Genomic DNA, 15,421 nt, shown 5'->3' with positions numbered 1-15,421 from the left:
ATGTCCGTCACCGCGGTACTGCGTTCCGAGTGGATCAAGATCCGGTCGGTCCGGGCGAGTTCCGGCTCGCTCCTCGCCGTCTTCGCCGCCACGCTCGTCATCACCCTGGTCGTCTTCGCCACCGTCGGCCGGTCGGAGGTCGTCGACGGCGGGGATCCCGTCTTCGGTGCCTTCTACGCGCTCAACTTCGCGCAGATCGCCGCGATCGCCTTCGGCACCACCGCCGTCTCCTGCGAGTTCGCGGGCGGTGCCCTGCGGATCTCCCTGTCCGCCGTACCGCGCCGGGGTCTCCTCTACGCGGCCAAGACGGCGGTCGTGGCCGCCTCCGCCCTCGTCGTGGGGCTCGCCGCCGCGTTCGCCGCCTTCTTCGCGGGCCAGGCGTTCCTGGGACGGTACGCCATCGGCATCGGCGAACCGGGGGCCCTGCGCGCCTGCGTCGGCGGCGGGATCTACCTCGCGCTGATGGCCCTCCTCGCCGCGGGGCTCACCTTCCTGCTGCGCAGCGCCATCGCGGTGCTCAGCCTGCTCATCCCCTTCATCCTGATCGTTTCCTTCGTGGTCGGCGGCATCGCCCACGGCGCCGCCGCCTACCTTCCCGACCGCGCCGGACAACAGGTCCTCCACCAGCAGCCGTCGGGCGGCCTCGCCCCGTGGACGGGTCTCGCCGTGACGGCGGCGTGGGCGGCGGCGGCGCTGCTGGCCGGTTGGTGGGCGACGCGCCGACGCGACATCTGACGGTTCGTCGGCCGCCGCGCGGGAGCATGTCGCGCCCTGGCCGAGTCGATCCGTGACGCGTCGTCCAGGGCGCCGACGAGGGTTTGACCGCCGCCGTACCGTGATGTCCTACGTGCGGTGGTGGCTCGTCCGCGTCACACCGGGAGGCTGTCGTACGCCACCGTTGTCACCCGGTCCGTGGAGGACGGCACGAGCCTCCGCCTCACCGCCCGCCTGCCCGCAGACCGTCGAGAAGAACGGTCACCGCGCGGTGGTGACGGTGTGCGGGATCAGGTTCGAGACCGAGCACACACCCCTGTGCCGCCGCGGCGCCGGTCAGTTGCAGCACGACCTGCCAGGACAGATCCCGGCGAAGGCGGCCCTCGCGCTGGGCACGCTCGACGACCCTCCGGGTGAGGTCGAGGAGTTGGTCGCGCTGCTCGGCGACAGCGGGTCCGCCGTGCTGGTCCAGGGAGCCGGACAGTCCCGCGTTCTGCGCGGTGCGCAGCGCGAGGCCGGTGAACAGCGACGAGAAGCCCTCCCAGGCGTCGTCGCAGTCGAGCGCCCGGTGTGCCGTGTCGATCAGTTCGGCGAGGATGTCGCCCAGCACGGCCGCCATGAGCTGGCCGCGTTCGGGGTAACGCCGGTAGACGGTGCCCACACCGACGCCGGCCTCCCGCGCGATCTCGTGATAGCTGACGTCCAGCCCGGCGGACGCCACGGCCCGGCGTGCCGCCGCCAGGACACGCGCGGCATTGCGCTGGGCGTCGGCGCGCACCGGCAACACCCGCCCTCGGGTCCCTCCAGGCCGCTCCGCGCCAGGAAACGGACAGCCTTTGTCCGTTTATTTGGCTCGTACGAGAGGTGCGGCGCATGGGACCACGCGTTCGGCAGGTCACCGGGGCGTTCGGCGGACCGGGCCGGGCCCTCGTCGCCCTCGCCGGCATCGAGGACGCCCTCGGCGACCAGCTCGAAGAGCTGCGCCAATGCGCGGCCCTGAGCGTTTCCACCGACCGCACGGAGGCAACCTGGCATGTCCGAGCACCGTGAGACCAGCCGCTTCGCCGTCGTCACCGGCGGTAGCGAGGGCCTCGGCCTGGCCATCGCCGACGCCCTCGCCCATGACGGAGCCGACCTGATCCTCGTCGCCCGCGACCACGACAAACTCAAGACCGCGGCCGAGGAACTCGGCCGGCACGGCACCACCGTGCACACCGTGTCCGCGGACCTCTCCGCGCCCGACGCCTCCGCCCGGATCGCCACACAGGTCGGAAACCTCACCGCCCAGGTCGACACCCTCGTCAACAACGTCGGCACCGCGCACTTCGCCCCCCCTCGCCGACACCACGGTCGACGCGATGCACACCATGTGGCACCTCAACGTCCAGGTACCGCTGCTGCTGAGCCGGGAACTGCTGCCCGCCCTCCTCAACGCCCGCGGAAGCATCATCAACATCAGCAGCTACTGGGCCCGCAAAACGGTCCCCGGCCGCCCACTCCGCCACCCGCGGGGCGATCGATTCCCTGACCCGGGCGCTGGCCAACGAACTCGCCCCCAAGGGGTCCGTGTCAACGCCATCGCTCCTGGCGCGGTCCGCACCCCCGCGTACGAACGCTCCTACCTCACCCCCATGACCCCGCAGGAGCGCGCCGCACACGACGAGCACATCGAGCGCTCCTACCCCCTGGGACGCCCTGGGCACCGCCGCTGACATCGCCGCCGCGGCCGTCTACCTCCCCTCGGCCCGGTGGACCACCGGCACCGTCCTCGCCGTCGACGGTGGCCTCACCGTCCGGTGAGCGGAAACGTCGCGCGGGGCGGCGCTACCCCTGGTCCGGGCCGAAGCCGTTGGTCCGGATCATGTCCCACACGGCGGTGATCTGATCCTGCGTCAGGCCGGCGCAGGCGCCGGTGACATGCATCGCCTCGGCGGCGCGGGCGGCGAGGCGGATGGAGACCTTCCGGGCCTCCTCCAGGTCCAGGTCGATGAGGAGAGCCCTGATGCCCCGGGCGTCCCCCTCGAACGCGCAGGTCATCGCGGAGTCGGCCCGGAGAAGTGACGGATCGTTCATGGCGCCATCCTGGCAGGTGACCGATGGACGACGCAGCGTAATGGAGTTCACAGCCCCGACTGTGTGGTGGTGTCCGCCCGGTCATCGTCCGGTCAAGGACTCCAGCAGCTCACGGCCGTCCTGCCATGAGCCCAGCCCGCTGGCGGAGTTGAGGTGTCCGTGCGGGCCCGTGAGGTGGTAGCGGGCGTTCCAACGTGCCGCGAGGTCGGCGGCGGAGTCGGGGGTGCAGTAGGGGTCGTCGGTGGTCGCCACGACGAGGGCGGGGCCGGGCAGCGGGTGTGCGCGGACGGTGGTGAAGGTGGCGGCCGACCGGCGGGGGAAGGCGGGGCCGTGCGGGTCGGGTGGTGCGACGAGGAACGCGCCGGCCGTCGGGCTTGCGGGGTTCTTGCCGAGCCAGGTGGCCGCGGCCCAGCAGCCCAGGCTGTGGGCGACCAGCACGACGCGGCTGTCCCGCCGGGCGGCGTGGTCGTACGCGGTCTGGACGGCGTCGGTCCAGTCGTCCAGGTCGGGGGCGGACCATGAGGCCGGGGAGATGCGTACCGCCGAGGTGCCCCACCGCCGTTCCCACACCGTCTGCCAGTGCCGGTCGTCCGAGCCGTCGATGCCCGGGATGATGACGTACGCGACCATGGCCCACCACCGTTTCACCTAGTCGCCCCGGCGGTCCTGGGGCGCCTGGGGCAGATTCTGCGGAACGGGGCGGGGCGGCGGCAGGGGGACAAGTGATCTCAAGGAAAGTGACGGGGATAACGGTGGAATCACTCGACCGGATAGACCGGGACATCCTCGCCCTGCTCCAGGCCGACGGCCGGCTGACCGGCGCGGAGGTGGGGCGCCGGGTCGGGCTCTCGCAGCCGGCGGCCAGTGCGCGCATCCAGCGGTTGGAGAGGAACGGCGTCATCACCGGCTACCGGGCCGTGGTCGACCCGGCGGCCCTGGGGCTGAACATCCACGCCGTGATCCGGCTGCGCACCACGCACGCCCGGCTCTCGCGCGCCCTGGACTTCGCCTCCCGGACCCCGGAGATCACCTCCGTCCTCAGGGTCACCGGGGAGGACTGCCTCGTCCTCGACGTCCACTGCCCGCGGGCGGAGCGGTTGGAGGAAGTCGTCGACGCGCTCGCCCGTTACGGCCCCGTCACCACGTCCCTCGTGCTCCGCGCCTACCCGCCGAAACCGCTGGCCGACGCCACGACGCCGTGATCTCGACGCATCCGCCGGTGGGTTCAGTAGTGCCAGTGGGGGCGGCCGGATTCCATGCCGCAGGTGATGGCGCGGCCTTCGGCGTCCGTGGTGGTACGGCCCAGGTCCGCTTTGCGGCAGAACTGGCCCGCCCGGTAGCAGTTGCCCGCGTTCGACCGGATGCCGCACACCTCGGTACCGGTCGCCGAGCCGGTGTCGTCCGCCGAGTTGTCGGTGGCCTCGGTGGTGGCGGTGCGAGCCGGCGGTGCCGCCGCGTGCGTCGCGGGTGCGGCGGGGCGGGTCGCGGCCGGGGCGGGGCTCGACGGGGCCGACGGGGACGGCGAGTTGCTCGGTGTGACGGTCGCGGTGGCGCTGGGGTTCGGGGATATGGAGCCGGCGGAGGCGGACGGGGCCGGGGTCGTGGTGGTGGGGTCGCAGGCGGCGAGGCACAAGGCGGCGGCGCAGGCGACGGCGGCCAGCAGGGAGCGCATGGAGTTCATGATCCGCACCGTAGTCTTCGAGATGCCCGCACCCGGCCGAAGTGGCTGGGTCGTGATGTTCCGCTTCCGCCCGGCACGCCCTCCCGGCGCGGTCCCGTACCGGACGTGAGCGGTGCGCGGGGTGTCTTCGCCGCGGAGCGCGGGCACCGGGGGCGCGCCCTCGCGAGGACGCGTGCACCGCGCCGCGGTACGTGCGTGACGTCGTGAAACGACGAAGGCAACGTCGGACCTGACGGCCATGTCCCGGCATTGGCCGGATGTTTCGGCAAGGCGAGTGTTCCCTACACTTGCGTGTCGACGCAAGGCTTGTGGGGAGTGCGCCGCTCCGATACGTTCCTCAGCGGCATCACCCAGCGGGCGGATTGACATGATCGCGCCATGACCCTGCCGTCGGTCTGCTGTCCCGCCACGCGCAGCACCACATCCATCGCTCCCGGGACCACACGTACCGGTGCCTTACCAGGCCCGCGTGTGGCGCCCAACCCCACAGGGAGGGCTGTACGTTGTCCAACTCGACCTCTGCCGGCCGGCGCAGACTTCACCGTGCCGCGGGCGCGGCCATATCCGCCGCCGCTCTGGCCACCGCCGGGCTCGCCACCGCGGGTCCGGCCGACGCCGCGCCCGTCGCCGCACGGCAGCACGCGCACGTCAAGCACCTGTGTGCGCAGCCGCACCCGGGCCTGATGGCCTGCAACGCGCTGGTGCGCACCGACATCGTCCGCAACGCGGCGATCGGCCCCGACGCCGCGCCGTCCGGCTACGGGCCTTCCGACCTGCTGAGCGCCTACAACCTGCCCGCGGACGGCGGCGCGGGGCAGACCATCGCCATCGTGGACGCCCAGGACGACCCCAACGCGGAGTCCGACCTGGCCACCTACCGCTCGCAGTACGGTCTTCCGGCGTGCACCTCGGACAACGGCTGCTTCACGAAGGTCGACCAGAACGGCGGGACCAACTACCCCAGCGCCGACTCCGGTTGGGCCGGGGAGATCTCGCTCGACCTCGACATGGTCTCGGCCATCGCGCCGGAGGCCCACATCATCCTGGTGGAGGCCAACTCCGCCAGCATGTCCGACCTGGGCACCTCGGTGAACGAGGCGGTCAGCCTCGGCGCGGGCTTCGTCTCCAACAGCTACGGCGGCCCCGAGGACCCCTCGGACACCCAGGCGGACAGCCAGTACTTCAACCACCCGGGCGTGGTCATCACCGCGTCCGCCGGTGACTCCGGATACGGCGTGGAGTACCCCGCCGCCTCCCCGTACGTCACCGCGGTCGGCGGCACCAGCCTCACCCAGGACTCCAGCGCGCGCGGCTGGAGCGAAAGCGTCTGGGGCAGCCAGTCGGGCGGTTCGGGCACCGGTTCCGGCTGCTCCACGGTGGAGTCCAAGCCCTCCTGGCAGACCGACACCGGCTGCTCGCAGCGCACCGTCGCCGACGTGGCGGCCGTGGCCGACCCGGCGACCGGCGTCGCGGTGTACGACAGCTACCAGTCGCAGGGCTGGAACGTCTACGGCGGCACCAGCGCGTCGTCGCCCATCATCGCCGCGGTCTACGCGGACGCGGGTACGCCGTCGCAGGGCAGCAACCCGGCTTCGTTCCCGTACGCCCACACCTCGGCGCTCAACGACGTCACCTCGGGTTCCAACGGCAGCTGCGGCACGTACCTGTGCACCGCGGGTGACGGGTACGACGGTCCGACCGGTCTGGGCACCCCCAACGGCACGGCGGCCTTCACCGGCTGATCCACCACGGCACGGTGTGCGCCCCGGACGCGCGGGAGACCCGCGTCCGGGGCCCTTGCGGTTGCCGTCGTTCTCTCACGGCAGCGGGTGGGCCTCGTCGCCGGGGGCCGCCGGGCGGGGGTCGCCCGAGGAACGCATCAGCCGTGCCAGTTCGGTACGCGAGCGCACCCCGAGTTTGCGGTACACCCGGGTCAAGGTGGACTCGACGGTCTTGACGGTGAGGAAGAGCCGGGCGGCGGCCTCCCGGTTGGTCGCGCCGTCGGTGACCAGTGCGGCCACCCGGTGTTCGGCGACGGTGAGGACCGCGGTCGCGGCGACGCCGTGCGCGGGTGTGTCCGGGGTGCCGAACCGGGTGAGTTCCGCGGTGGCCCGCCGCAGCCAGGGGAGCGCTCCGCACCGCTGGAAGACGTCGGCCGCCTGCCGCCAGGCGGCTGCCGCGGCGCTCGGATGGCGTAGCCGCCACTGGACGCTGCCGAGCGCCAGCAGATCGCGGCCGGTCTCCAGCGGCAGTTCCAGGTCGCGGTGGCGGGCCACCGCCTGGCGCAGATCGGCCACCGCTTCGGCGGGGCCGCCCCCGGCCGCCTTGCCCAGCGCCCGGGCGCGCAGCACGGAGGCGTACACACCCCGGCGCCCGAGCCGTTCCGCGGTGTGCAGGGTTTCGGCGGCCAACGCGTCGGCCTGCTCCGCCTCGCCCGCCGCGACCAGCGCCTCGACGAGGTCGGCGGCCCACGGGACCGGTGCCGGATCGACGATGCCGCGCCACCGGGCCACCGCCCGCGCCCGGCCGAGGTCCGCCACCGCCGCCGCGAACTCGCCGCGGCGCAGCCGTACCTGGCCCAGCACGCACAACGCCAGCGGGAGGAAGACCTGGTCGTGGTTGTCCTCCGCCGTCCGCACCCCTTCGGCGGCCAGCGCGGCGGAGCGCGTCAGGTCGCCGCCGGCGGCCTCGGCGAGCGCCAGGCTGTGCGGCACCGGCCCCAGCCGCACCCCGATCTCCCGGGACCGGTGCGCCACTTCGCGGGCCGCGGACATCGCCGCCGCGCAGCGCCCGGCGCGTACCTCCACCTCGATGGACGAGCAGAGCAGGAAGATCAGGTCTTCGGCGGTGCCACCGCGCCGGGCCCGGCACAACAGCCGTTCCAGCTCGCCGGCGGCCTGCCGGGTGCGGTCGGCGAACAGGTCGAGCCGGGCCTTGACCGCGCGTGGTCCGCTGTGGCCACCGGTGCGCCCGGGGTCGTGCGGGGCGGACAGCGCCCGCAGCAGCAGTTCGTCGGCGTCCGGGCGGCCGAGCAGGGTGGCGGTGAACGCCTGGAGCGACAGGGCCATCAGCTCGGTCGGGCGGTCCCGGGCCTGTCGCGCCAGTTCGGCGGCGCGGGCCGCGCGGACCCGTGCCGCCGCGGTGTCGCCGTCGGTGATGTGGGCCCGCAGGGCGAGCAGCAGATGTGACTGCGCGTGCAGTCGCGGGTCGTCGCCGGCGTGGGCCCGTGCCTGCTCGAACGCGTCCCCGGCTTCGTGGAGCGCCTGGTTGGCCGCGTGCACCACGAGAACGCAGGCGGCGACCCGCTGGGCGGGTGAGGCGGCGTGGGCGAGCACCCGGCCCGCGAGGTCCCGGGTGAGTTCGTAGTCGGCCGCGTCGTAGGCCAACCGGGCCGCCGCCAGGGCCCGTTCGACACGGTCCTCGGTCCGGCCCTCGGGGGTCAGGGTGTGGGCCAGCCTGCCCAGTTCCGCGGCCGTCTCCAGTGTGCCGTGCGCCCGGGCGCCGTGTGCGGCGGCGGACAGGCAGCGGGCGAGCGCCTCGTCGGGGCGGGTGGCGGCCAGCGCGAGGTGCCGTGCCCGGACCACGGGGTCGGCCGTCGCCCGGGCGAGCGCGGTGTGCGCGGCCCGGCGTTCGGCGTCGTCGCCCTCGCGGAACGCGGCGATGGTCAGCGGATGGCCGAACCGCACCAACTCCCCCTCCACGCACAGCAGTCCGGCCCGGCCCGCGACCTCCAGCGCCCGCGCCACCAGCCGGGCCGGACTTCCGTCGTCCCGTACCGCGCCGGAACGGACCGGAAGCCGCGGGCCCGGCCACCCGGAGACGACCACCGGCGCGGTCCCGGCCATGGCGGGCAGCCCGGCGGATCCGGCGTCCGGGCAGGCGGCGCCGACGGGTCTTCGCGCGTCGCCGGCTCCGACGGGTACGGGGCCGCGGTCCGCTGCCGCGACCGCACGGCACAGCAGCTCGACGGTGGGCCGCTCGGCGTAGGCGGCGAGCCGCAGCACCCGTCGCACCGCCGTGTCCCGCTCGCCGAGGCGTCCCACCGACAGCGCGCGCAGCGCCGCGGTCAGCGGCAACGGCCCGTCCCGGTCGGGGAGTTGGGCCGCGTTGCCGATGGCCCGCGCCAGTTCCAGGGCGTACCAGGGGTTGCCGCCGCTGGTGCGGTGCACCGCGCGGATCAGCCGGTGCGGCAGCGCCCGGGGTGCCAGCAGCGCCGACACCTCGGGCAGGGAGAGCGGCTCGACGGCGATCTCCCGTACCTGGCCGGTGCACAGCGCCGCCCCGGTCACGGGGGACGATCCGGGTGTGGTGGTCTCGGTGACGAGGGTGCGTACCCGTGCCGGGTCCAGCCGTCGGGCGGCGTACGCCAGGACGGGTCCGCTGTCTTCGTCGACCAGGTCGGCGGGGTCGATCACCAGGAGCACCGGGCGGTCCCGGCTCAGCGACCGCAGCAGCGTGAGCGTCCCGAGCCGTAACGCGAGGGCGTCCACCCCGTCCGGCGGCGACGGTTGCCTGCGCGAGGCGGCGAGCAGCGCGGTGCGTCGCGGTCCGGGCAGGGCGGCGAACCGGTCGGGGCCCAGCGGCTCCAACAGGTCGGCCAGCGCGGAGTACGGCAGTTGGCGCTCGCCGGGTCCGGGGCCGGCGGCCAGCACCAGGTCGCCGCGGTCCCGGGCGAGTGCGGCGAGGGCGTGCGCGGCGAAGGACTTGCCGCAGCCCCGGGGGCCGTGCAGGAGTACGCCGCCGTGCCGGAGCAGTGCGGCGTCCGCCTGGCGCAGCGATTCCCGTTCCTCGCCCGGCAGTTCGGTACCCATGCCTGTCCCGCCTCTCCGCATCCGGCTCCGTGCGCCGACGGTCGCGCCCGGGCGCGTCGGGTATCCGGGTCGCGGTGTGCCGTCGTACCGGTCCTCGCGCGGCGAACAGTGAGGTGTGGTCGCCGGTCCGGACGGGGTGTGGGACCGCGCGGGCGGTGAACAGCATGGTGGACCCGGGGTTACCGGTCGTCAAGGCATCGGTGCGCGACCGGGACGACCGCGGGTCTTCGGGGGAACGGCGTCTACCGGGAAACCCCCTGTCTTCGTCCGAGGGGGTTCCGGCGGACACGGCGGCGAACCTAGCCTCCACTCGTTTCCGGCACCGGTCGCCGCCCGTGCCCCGGCGGCCGGTGTCCGTGACGCCTTCACACCCCCCACCGCCGCCCCCGCCAGCAGGGGGCGGCGAGCAAGGAGCGACGATGAACCCCTGCGAACGCGGAACCCCGCCGGACGCGCCGGCGACGCCCGCCCCGCGCCGGCGGCGCACCTGGTGCGCGCTGGTCGTCACCGGAGTGGCCGCGATGTCTCTGCTCACCCCCCTGGCCGGCCCCGCGGCGGCGGCCACCGTGCACCCCGCCGGGCAGCTGAACTTCAACGAGCTGGCCCAGGAGCAGGACGAGTGGTGCTGGGACGCCACAGGGCTGTCGGTGGCCCAGTTCCTCGGACACGGTGCCGACGTGGACCAGAACACCTTCTGCGACTACGCGCGCGGCCTGAGTCCGGGCGACCCCTGCCCGAACCAACCGGGTGAACTCACGGACGTGCAGGCCGGGTGGTCCGGCACCGGCATGAGCAACGTGGGCTCGGTCGCCGACGGCGCGCTGGACTTCCAGACCGTCGCCCGGTCCATCGACGCCGGCTCCCCGGTCGAGGTGGGCATCTCCTGGACCTCCGGCGGCGGCCACGCCAACGTGCTCTACGGGTACGACGCGAGCAGCGGGCAACTGCTCTACGCCGACCCGTGGCCGTCCAACCCCCGCTACGGGGAGATGGACTACAACAGCTACGTCAGCAACGGCGAGTTCACCTGGGACCAGTCCCTGTACGGGGAGAGCTGAGGGAAGCGATGACCGCCAACGATCCGACCAACCGCGGGCGTGCCGTCCGGCGGCTGGGCATACCGGCCGCCGTCGCGCTCGCCGTCGTCCTGCCGGCCGCGGGCAGCGCACTCGCCGCGGCGGCACCGTCCGCGCCGCCGGCCCGCCCGTCGGCAGCGGACGCCGCCGGGGCCACCGCGGTCGCCACCGGCCCGGCCACCACCGCGCGGCTGGCTGCCTTCTTCGCCCACCTCGACGCGCGGGACGCCGGCCGCACCGGACTCGTCGCGCACGCCGAGAAGGCACCGGGCGCCGCTTCGGAGGCGCCCCGGGTGACCGGACCCGCGCGGGCCGTCTACGTCCTCGACCCCGGCTTCGTGGCCGGGCGGGGTTCGGCGCCGGTGGCGAGGTTCGCGTTCTGGGCGCTGCGTGCCACCTCGGCGCACGGGAAGACGGCCAGTGTGTGGCTGGACCGGGACGCCCGCTCCGGCTCCTGGCATGTCATGAACATGATTTCCGGGGCGGACGAGACCACCTACCCCGGGCAGGCCCACGGCGACCTGGTCTTCACCGAACCGCAGATCGACGCCTGGTACAAGGTCCACGACGGCACCGTGCTGCCGCTCAACGCACCAGCCCGTGACACCGTGGGCGCACACGGCGTCACACTCGCCGGCTACCAGCACCTCGTGCACGCCCACTACGCCGACAAGCTGCCCGGCACGGCCTACCAACGCGCCGGTGAACTCGGCGGGTTCCCCACCGGCCACCACCCCTCCGCGGCCCCCGCACCACAGGACCGGACGACCGCCGGCGCGACAGCCGTCGGCGGCGGCCTGACCGCGGCCCTGGGCGCCGCCTGGCTGGTACGCCGCCGCAGGCGCCGGACCACGGCCGCCTGACGCCCGCCGCCCCGTCCTCCGTCGCCCTGCCCGGGGACGGACCCACGCGGTGCCGGCGCCCGGCTCACCGTCCGGGCACCGGCACCGCTGCCTGCTCAACGGCCTACCTCTGTGCCACGCCCCAAGTCCCCTCCCGCCAGCCGGTGTTGGAGCCTGGCGTGCCGGAACTGGTGGACGGCACCGGCCTGACGCAGCACACCTCGCTGATGCGCGTCCCTCAAGAAGGCACCGACCGTCCAGGGCAGCCGTCCCGTCAGCGGCAGCCAGACGCGGCACAACGCCACCCACTGGCCCCAGGCGGTCAGACCGAGCCCGTACGACAACCCGCCTCCCAGGCCGCCCACGGCACCGATCAGGAGCCAGTCGACGCCCCGGATCCACCCGGCCGCGTACGGGATGCCGCTGACGCCACCGATGACGAGGCTGAACACCACCACTTCGAAGAGCGCGGTCCTACCGTTGGCGGCCAGCAGTTCGGCGGGGCTGACGGCGGATTCCGTGTCGGCGGGGGCTTCGAGCAGCGCCGTGAGCGCGAACGCGAGTCCGGCCATCGGACCGTAGAGGAGTCCCGTCACCGGCCCCAGCGCCAGCCAGTACCTCAGGAGGGCGGCGAACCCCTGGGACGGTGTGACCGCGTACCCGATCACCAGCTGTCCAGCAGCCAGCCCACCACCGACAGCCCGAATCCGCCCAGGAACCCGTACGCCAGCCGGCGCGTGAACAGTTCGCGGGTCCGGCACGTGCCACCGAGCAGCCGCACCCTCACCCGGGACGGCCGACCCGTCACCTTGCCGTGAGCGAGGCCGTACACCAGGCCGAAGAGCAACGCTGCCGTCACCGCGAACGGGACGCCGTTCAACGCCGCGAGCCCCAGTGATCGCGCGAAGCCGAGGCCCTGCCCGGGCAGGACGCACCACAACACGGTCACCACGTCGACCAGCCCGAAGGCCGCTCCCGCCACGGTCCCGACCACGGCCGTCCGCGTCGGCCGGCCGAGGGTGCCGCCCAGGTTCCACCACTCCAGGTCGTGGGTGCCCAGCCGCGTCAGGTGCCGGGCCAGGAAGGTCAGCCCTCGCACGTGCCGGTCGCGGCGAGCGGGGCGCTCGTCCCGGTAGACGGCGGGGAGGAAGCTGTCGAGCAGGTGGTCCTCGATCGCCTCGACGGTACGGAAGCGGTCACCGTCCAGCAGTTCGCCCGGGTCGCGGTCGGGGAGGTCGCTGTAGACGGCGCGGGCGAGCGCGACCATCAGCGGGGTGGTCAGCGCGGTGACGAGGCGGGCCCGCGCCGGACGTTCGGGGTGGTCGCGCAGGTCGGCCAGGACGTCGTCCCAACGGGTCGCGCCGGCTGCCATCCGGCGGGCGGTGCGCGGCAGATACTGCGCGACCTCGGCCAGGGAGAGGTCGGTCAGCTCGACGGCCGCGGCGGCGGTGAGCGCCCGGCTGCCCGCGACGGCGGCGGCGTAGGCGTCGTGGCGGCTGGTGAGCAGCAGCGGCAGCGGGTTGGTGTCGTTCAGCGCTTCCAGCGCGCGGCGGCGCAGGCCGCCCGCGATCTCGTCGAACCCGTCGAGGACGGGCAGAATGCGGTCGGCCCCGACCAGGGCGGCGGCCCAGGTGGTCGCCGGGCCGCCGGGGCGGGGTTCGGCGAGTGCGGGGTGGTCGCGTTCCAGCTGGCCGACCAGCCAGTCACGCAGCGGGGTGTCGGGGCCCCAGGTCCCGAGGTTGAAGAGCACCGGCACCGGGTCCGCCGAGTCGGTGCGGGCTCGGAGCAGTTCCAGGACGAACCGTATGGTCAGGACGGTCTTGCCCGACCCCGGCCGGCCCAGCACGACCAGCCGCCGGGAGGGTACCCGGCGGTGGAGGTCGGTGATCCCGTCCAGCCGGCCGGCCAGCGGCAGGGGATGGCGGACACTGCCGTCCGCGGAGCCGTGGATGTTGGCCCAGTGATCCGTCAGGTCCTCGGCCGCCGGCCGCCAGCGCACCAGCAACGGGACCGGATCGCGGAGCTTCCGCCGTTCCTCCTCGCGCCGCCACTGGTCACGGGTCGCCCTGGCAAGCCGGTCCGCGGCATCGCCGAGCCCGTCCCGCGCGGTCGGGGGCGACGGCACCAGGCTCACGTTGCCGATCGCCCGGGCCTGGATCACCGGGCCGTGGACCGTGGTGTCGTTCACCGCCTTCACCGCGTTCACCGTGCCGTCGGGCAGCGGGCGGATCCGGTGCGGGCCGCCGCGCCTGAGGGTCATGAGTGCCGCAGATGTGGCGCGATCAACGACACGTAGTCGTCGAGGTCCGCCTGGAGGCACGGATCCTGGCCGTGTTTGCCGGTGCAGCCCTCGGCCCACCCGCTGCCGTCCTCGTAGTCGACGAGACGGTACGGGATGTCAGCCGCTCGCAGGCCGGCGGCGGTCCTGAGGGCCGTCTGCTCGACCTCCTTCTCGGCCAGGGCGAGCACCGGGTCGACCGTCAGGTCACCGCCGTCGCCGGTGTACATCGCGACGCCCCTGCCGCGCAGCGTTCCGACGTGCTGCGCGGGGCTCGCCGCGTTCCAAGCGCCGTCCAGCGGCCACACCGGCGGCCCGAAGACGGCGTCGGGCGCGGCGAGGGGGGTTCCGAACGACGGGAGCAGTCCGCTGCCGACGACAGCGGCGCGGATCAGCGGATCCCGCAGGTCGAGATCGCCGGAGAAGCTCCCCACGTAGCTGAACAGGTCCGGCCGGGTCTCGGCGTAGTGGAAGGCGCCGAAGCCGCCCATCGAGTGTCCGGCGATCGCCCGGCCGGCCCGGGTGGGGACGGTCCTCAAGTTGGCGTCGACGAAGGGGATCACCTGGTCGAGGTGGAACGTCTCCCAGTTCTGGCGGCCCCGCGATCCGGGGTGGACCCAGTTGGTGTACCAGCCGTGGCCGCCGCCGTTCGGCGTGACGGTGATCAGCGGGACGCCTTCGGTCGCCCGCTCGGGCATGCCCTCGTAGCGGGGGCTGTCCGGGCGTTCCGGGGAACCGTGCAGCAGGTACAGCACCGGGTAACGGGCGGACGGATGGGCGCCGTACCCGTCCGGCAGGGTGACCGTGATGACGTGGTCGCCCGGGACCTGTCCCGGCAACGCGTCGTGGACCGGCACCTGGGTGGAGGTGACCGTGAGGACGAACGTCCTCCTGCCCACCCACGTCGGCTGACGCACCACGGTCAGCCCGGACCCGTTCACGAAGCGCGGTGGCGCGGTCGCCGCCCACCCGGCCGGCGCGAACACGCCCGCGCACAGCAGGACGAACCCCGCCAACACCGCGACCAGGCGGCCTGACACCGGCGTGCGCCGGCTTCTCATATGTGGCTCCCCCGGTATGCCGCCGCCGACGCACCGCAGTAGCACCCGTGGCTCCGCCGCATCATGCGCGGCCGACGATGGAACGTCCAGCCGGACCAGGTTCCGATGGTGGGACGGTGGCTGACGCCCTGTCAACACACGGTACGTGGAGACGGGGTCGCCATTTCGTGAAGGTGCCACGTGGTAGGGGAACCGGCCATTCCCGGACGGCGGCGGTCGGAAGCCCCGCTTCCTCTGGCGGGCCGTGCTCGCCGGCCCATACTCTGCGGCGCTGGTTCGGCGTGAGCCAGCCGCCGGCTGCTCGCCGCGCGGGTGTGTGCAAGCAAGCCCTCTGGATCTGGAGGCCCGTCGTGAACGTCCGCAAGCGCTCGGTCACCGCTCTCATCCGCTTCACGGTCGCGTCGGCCGCTGCCGCCGCCCTCGCCGCGACCGGCATGGGCACCGCCTCGGCCGCGCCCGTAACCCCGGCCCCGCTCGGCACCGCCGTCCACCCGGGCACCATGAGCCCCCTCGACAACGGTGCCATCAAGAACGTCAACACCGGACGCTGTATCGACGACAGCTCCGCCTACGGGCTGCGTGCCTTCGGCTGCAACGGCCTCAACTACCAGTACTGGGCCATGATCGGCCAGTCCGACGGCAACTGGGTGATGCAGAACGGCAACACCGGACGCTGCATCGACGACAGCTCGGCCTACGGGCTGCGTTCGTTCGGGTGCAACGGCCTCAACTACCAGAGGTGGCGGGTGTTCTACAACAACAACGGCACCCTCACGTTCCAGAACGAGAACACCGGGCGGTGCATCGACGACAGTCTCGCCTACGGACTGCGCTCGTTCGGCTGCAACGGCCTCAACTACCAGCAGTTCGTGGGCCAGTAGGACG

15 protein-coding genes and 1 pseudogene are annotated in these 15,421 nt (G+C 73.7%); 9 read left to right on the top strand and 7 right to left on the bottom strand.

Annotated features, from left to right (window positions below; genetic code table 11):
* Positions 1-735, top strand: coding sequence for an ABC transporter (locus tag SCATT_RS34545; protein ID WP_014150679.1), 735 nt, complete (start codon positions 1-3; stop codon positions 733-735).
* A gap of 202 nt (positions 736-937) precedes the next feature.
* Here SCATT_RS34545 and SCATT_RS34540 read toward each other — a convergent pair whose 3' ends face one another.
* Entirely contained in the window at positions 938-1,492 is a 555-nt protein-coding gene (locus tag SCATT_RS34540; RefSeq protein WP_014150680.1) for a TetR/AcrR family transcriptional regulator, read from the bottom strand.
* Between the two features lie 95 nt (positions 1,493-1,587).
* On the opposite strand from SCATT_RS34540, the gene SCATT_RS39170 reads away from it, so the two are divergent.
* The 3 genes from SCATT_RS39170 (at position 1,588) to SCATT_RS40130 (ending at position 2,514) form a co-directional block, all read left to right on the top strand.
* Positions 1,588-1,764, top strand: a complete 177-nt coding sequence (locus tag SCATT_RS39170; protein WP_014150681.1) for a hypothetical protein — start codon at positions 1,588-1,590, stop codon at positions 1,762-1,764.
* Positions 1,748-2,242, top strand: coding sequence for an SDR family NAD(P)-dependent oxidoreductase (locus SCATT_RS37470; protein ID WP_014150682.1), 495 nt, complete (start codon positions 1,748-1,750; stop codon positions 2,240-2,242). The genes SCATT_RS39170 and SCATT_RS37470 overlap by 17 nt, the downstream gene beginning before the upstream one ends.
* Before the next feature lie 167 nt (positions 2,243-2,409).
* Entirely contained in the window at positions 2,410-2,514 is a 105-nt protein-coding gene (locus tag SCATT_RS40130; RefSeq protein WP_322973108.1) for a hypothetical protein, read from the top strand.
* Positions 2,515-2,538: 24 nt separating this feature from the next.
* Here the strand turns inward: SCATT_RS40130 and SCATT_RS34530 are convergent, their stop codons facing one another.
* Together SCATT_RS34530 and SCATT_RS34525 are read right to left on the bottom strand one after the other, a co-directional pair.
* Entirely contained in the window at positions 2,539-2,787 is a 249-nt protein-coding gene (locus tag SCATT_RS34530) for a hypothetical protein (RefSeq protein WP_014150684.1), read from the bottom strand.
* A gap of 81 nt (positions 2,788-2,868) precedes the next feature.
* A complete protein-coding gene (locus SCATT_RS34525) occupies positions 2,869-3,417 on the bottom strand; it encodes an RBBP9/YdeN family alpha/beta hydrolase (RefSeq protein ID WP_014150685.1) in 549 nt (182 codons plus the stop codon).
* 122 nt (positions 3,418-3,539) lie between these two features.
* On the opposite strand from SCATT_RS34525, the gene SCATT_RS34520 reads away from it, so the two are divergent.
* A complete protein-coding gene (locus tag SCATT_RS34520) occupies positions 3,540-3,989 on the top strand; it encodes an Lrp/AsnC family transcriptional regulator (RefSeq protein ID WP_014150686.1) in 450 nt (149 codons plus the stop codon).
* Between the two features lie 23 nt (positions 3,990-4,012).
* On the opposite strand, the gene SCATT_RS38770 is transcribed toward SCATT_RS34520, so the two are convergent.
* The gene (locus tag SCATT_RS38770; protein ID WP_157894774.1) at positions 4,013-4,468 is read right to left on the bottom strand and encodes a hypothetical protein; all 456 of its coding nucleotides are present in this window, start codon (positions 4,466-4,468) and stop codon (positions 4,013-4,015) included.
* Between the two features lie 503 nt (positions 4,469-4,971).
* Here SCATT_RS38770 and SCATT_RS34510 point away from each other — a divergent pair.
* Positions 4,972-6,210: a S53 family peptidase gene (locus tag SCATT_RS34510; RefSeq protein ID WP_014150689.1), complete on the top strand. Its 1,239-nt coding sequence runs from the start codon at positions 4,972-4,974 to the stop codon at positions 6,208-6,210.
* A 75-nt stretch (positions 6,211-6,285) separates the two neighbouring features.
* Here SCATT_RS34510 and SCATT_RS34505 read toward each other — a convergent pair whose 3' ends face one another.
* The gene (locus SCATT_RS34505) at positions 6,286-9,279 is read right to left on the bottom strand and encodes a helix-turn-helix transcriptional regulator (protein WP_014150690.1); all 2,994 of its coding nucleotides are present in this window, start codon (positions 9,277-9,279) and stop codon (positions 6,286-6,288) included.
* A 419-nt stretch (positions 9,280-9,698) separates the two neighbouring features.
* Here SCATT_RS34505 and SCATT_RS34500 point away from each other — a divergent pair, with 419 nt between their 5' ends.
* Positions 9,699-10,337, top strand: coding sequence for a papain-like cysteine protease family protein (locus tag SCATT_RS34500; RefSeq protein ID WP_014150691.1), 639 nt, complete (start codon positions 9,699-9,701; stop codon positions 10,335-10,337).
* A gap of 8 nt (positions 10,338-10,345) precedes the next feature.
* Entirely contained in the window at positions 10,346-11,218 is an 873-nt protein-coding gene (locus tag SCATT_RS34495) for a hypothetical protein (RefSeq protein ID WP_014150692.1), read from the top strand.
* Positions 11,219-11,313: 95 nt separating this feature from the next.
* On the opposite strand, the pseudogene SCATT_RS34485 reads toward SCATT_RS34495, so the two are convergent.
* Positions 11,314-13,322: pseudogene (locus tag SCATT_RS34485) on the bottom strand (NACHT domain-containing protein).
* Positions 13,323-13,453: 131 nt separating this feature from the next.
* Entirely contained in the window at positions 13,454-14,536 is a 1,083-nt protein-coding gene (locus SCATT_RS34480) for an alpha/beta hydrolase (protein WP_014150695.1), read from the bottom strand.
* A gap of 350 nt (positions 14,537-14,886) precedes the next feature.
* On the opposite strand from SCATT_RS34480, the gene SCATT_RS34475 reads away from it, so the two are divergent.
* Entirely contained in the window at positions 14,887-15,417 is a 531-nt protein-coding gene (locus SCATT_RS34475; RefSeq protein ID WP_014150696.1) for an RICIN domain-containing protein, read from the top strand.
* The last annotated feature ends 4 nt before the right edge of the window (positions 15,418-15,421 follow it).

Origin of the sequence: Streptantibioticus cattleyicolor NRRL 8057 = DSM 46488 (genome assembly GCF_000240165.1) — a bacterium.
Lineage (GTDB): Bacteria > Actinomycetota > Actinomycetes > Streptomycetales > Streptomycetaceae > Streptantibioticus > Streptantibioticus cattleyicolor.
Note: the sequence above shows the minus strand (reverse complement) of the source record. Positions and strands in the feature narration are given on the sequence as shown.

Bases quoted from the DNA above. Each gene is read 5' to 3' on its own strand.
- SCATT_RS37470 (WP_014150682.1), top strand. From the start codon at position 1,748: ATGTCCGAGCACCGTGAGACCAGCCGCTTCGCCGTCGTCACCGGCGGT.
- SCATT_RS34480 (WP_014150695.1), bottom strand. From the start codon at position 14,536: ATGAGAAGCCGGCGCACGCCGGTGTCAGGCCGCCTGGTCGCGGTGTTG.
- SCATT_RS34495 (WP_014150692.1), top strand. From the start codon at position 10,346: ATGACCGCCAACGATCCGACCAACCGCGGGCGTGCCGTCCGGCGGCTG.
- SCATT_RS34545 (WP_014150679.1), top strand. From the start codon at position 1: ATGTCCGTCACCGCGGTACTGCGTTCCGAGTGGATCAAGATCCGGTCG.
- SCATT_RS34505 (WP_014150690.1), bottom strand. From the start codon at position 9,279: ATGGGTACCGAACTGCCGGGCGAGGAACGGGAATCGCTGCGCCAGGCG.
- SCATT_RS34500 (WP_014150691.1), top strand. From the start codon at position 9,699: ATGAACCCCTGCGAACGCGGAACCCCGCCGGACGCGCCGGCGACGCCC.
- SCATT_RS34530 (WP_014150684.1), bottom strand. From the start codon at position 2,787: ATGAACGATCCGTCACTTCTCCGGGCCGACTCCGCGATGACCTGCGCG.
- SCATT_RS39170 (WP_014150681.1), top strand. From the start codon at position 1,588: ATGGGACCACGCGTTCGGCAGGTCACCGGGGCGTTCGGCGGACCGGGC.
- SCATT_RS38770 (WP_157894774.1), bottom strand. From the start codon at position 4,468: ATGAACTCCATGCGCTCCCTGCTGGCCGCCGTCGCCTGCGCCGCCGCC.
- SCATT_RS34525 (WP_014150685.1), bottom strand. From the start codon at position 3,417: ATGGTCGCGTACGTCATCATCCCGGGCATCGACGGCTCGGACGACCGG.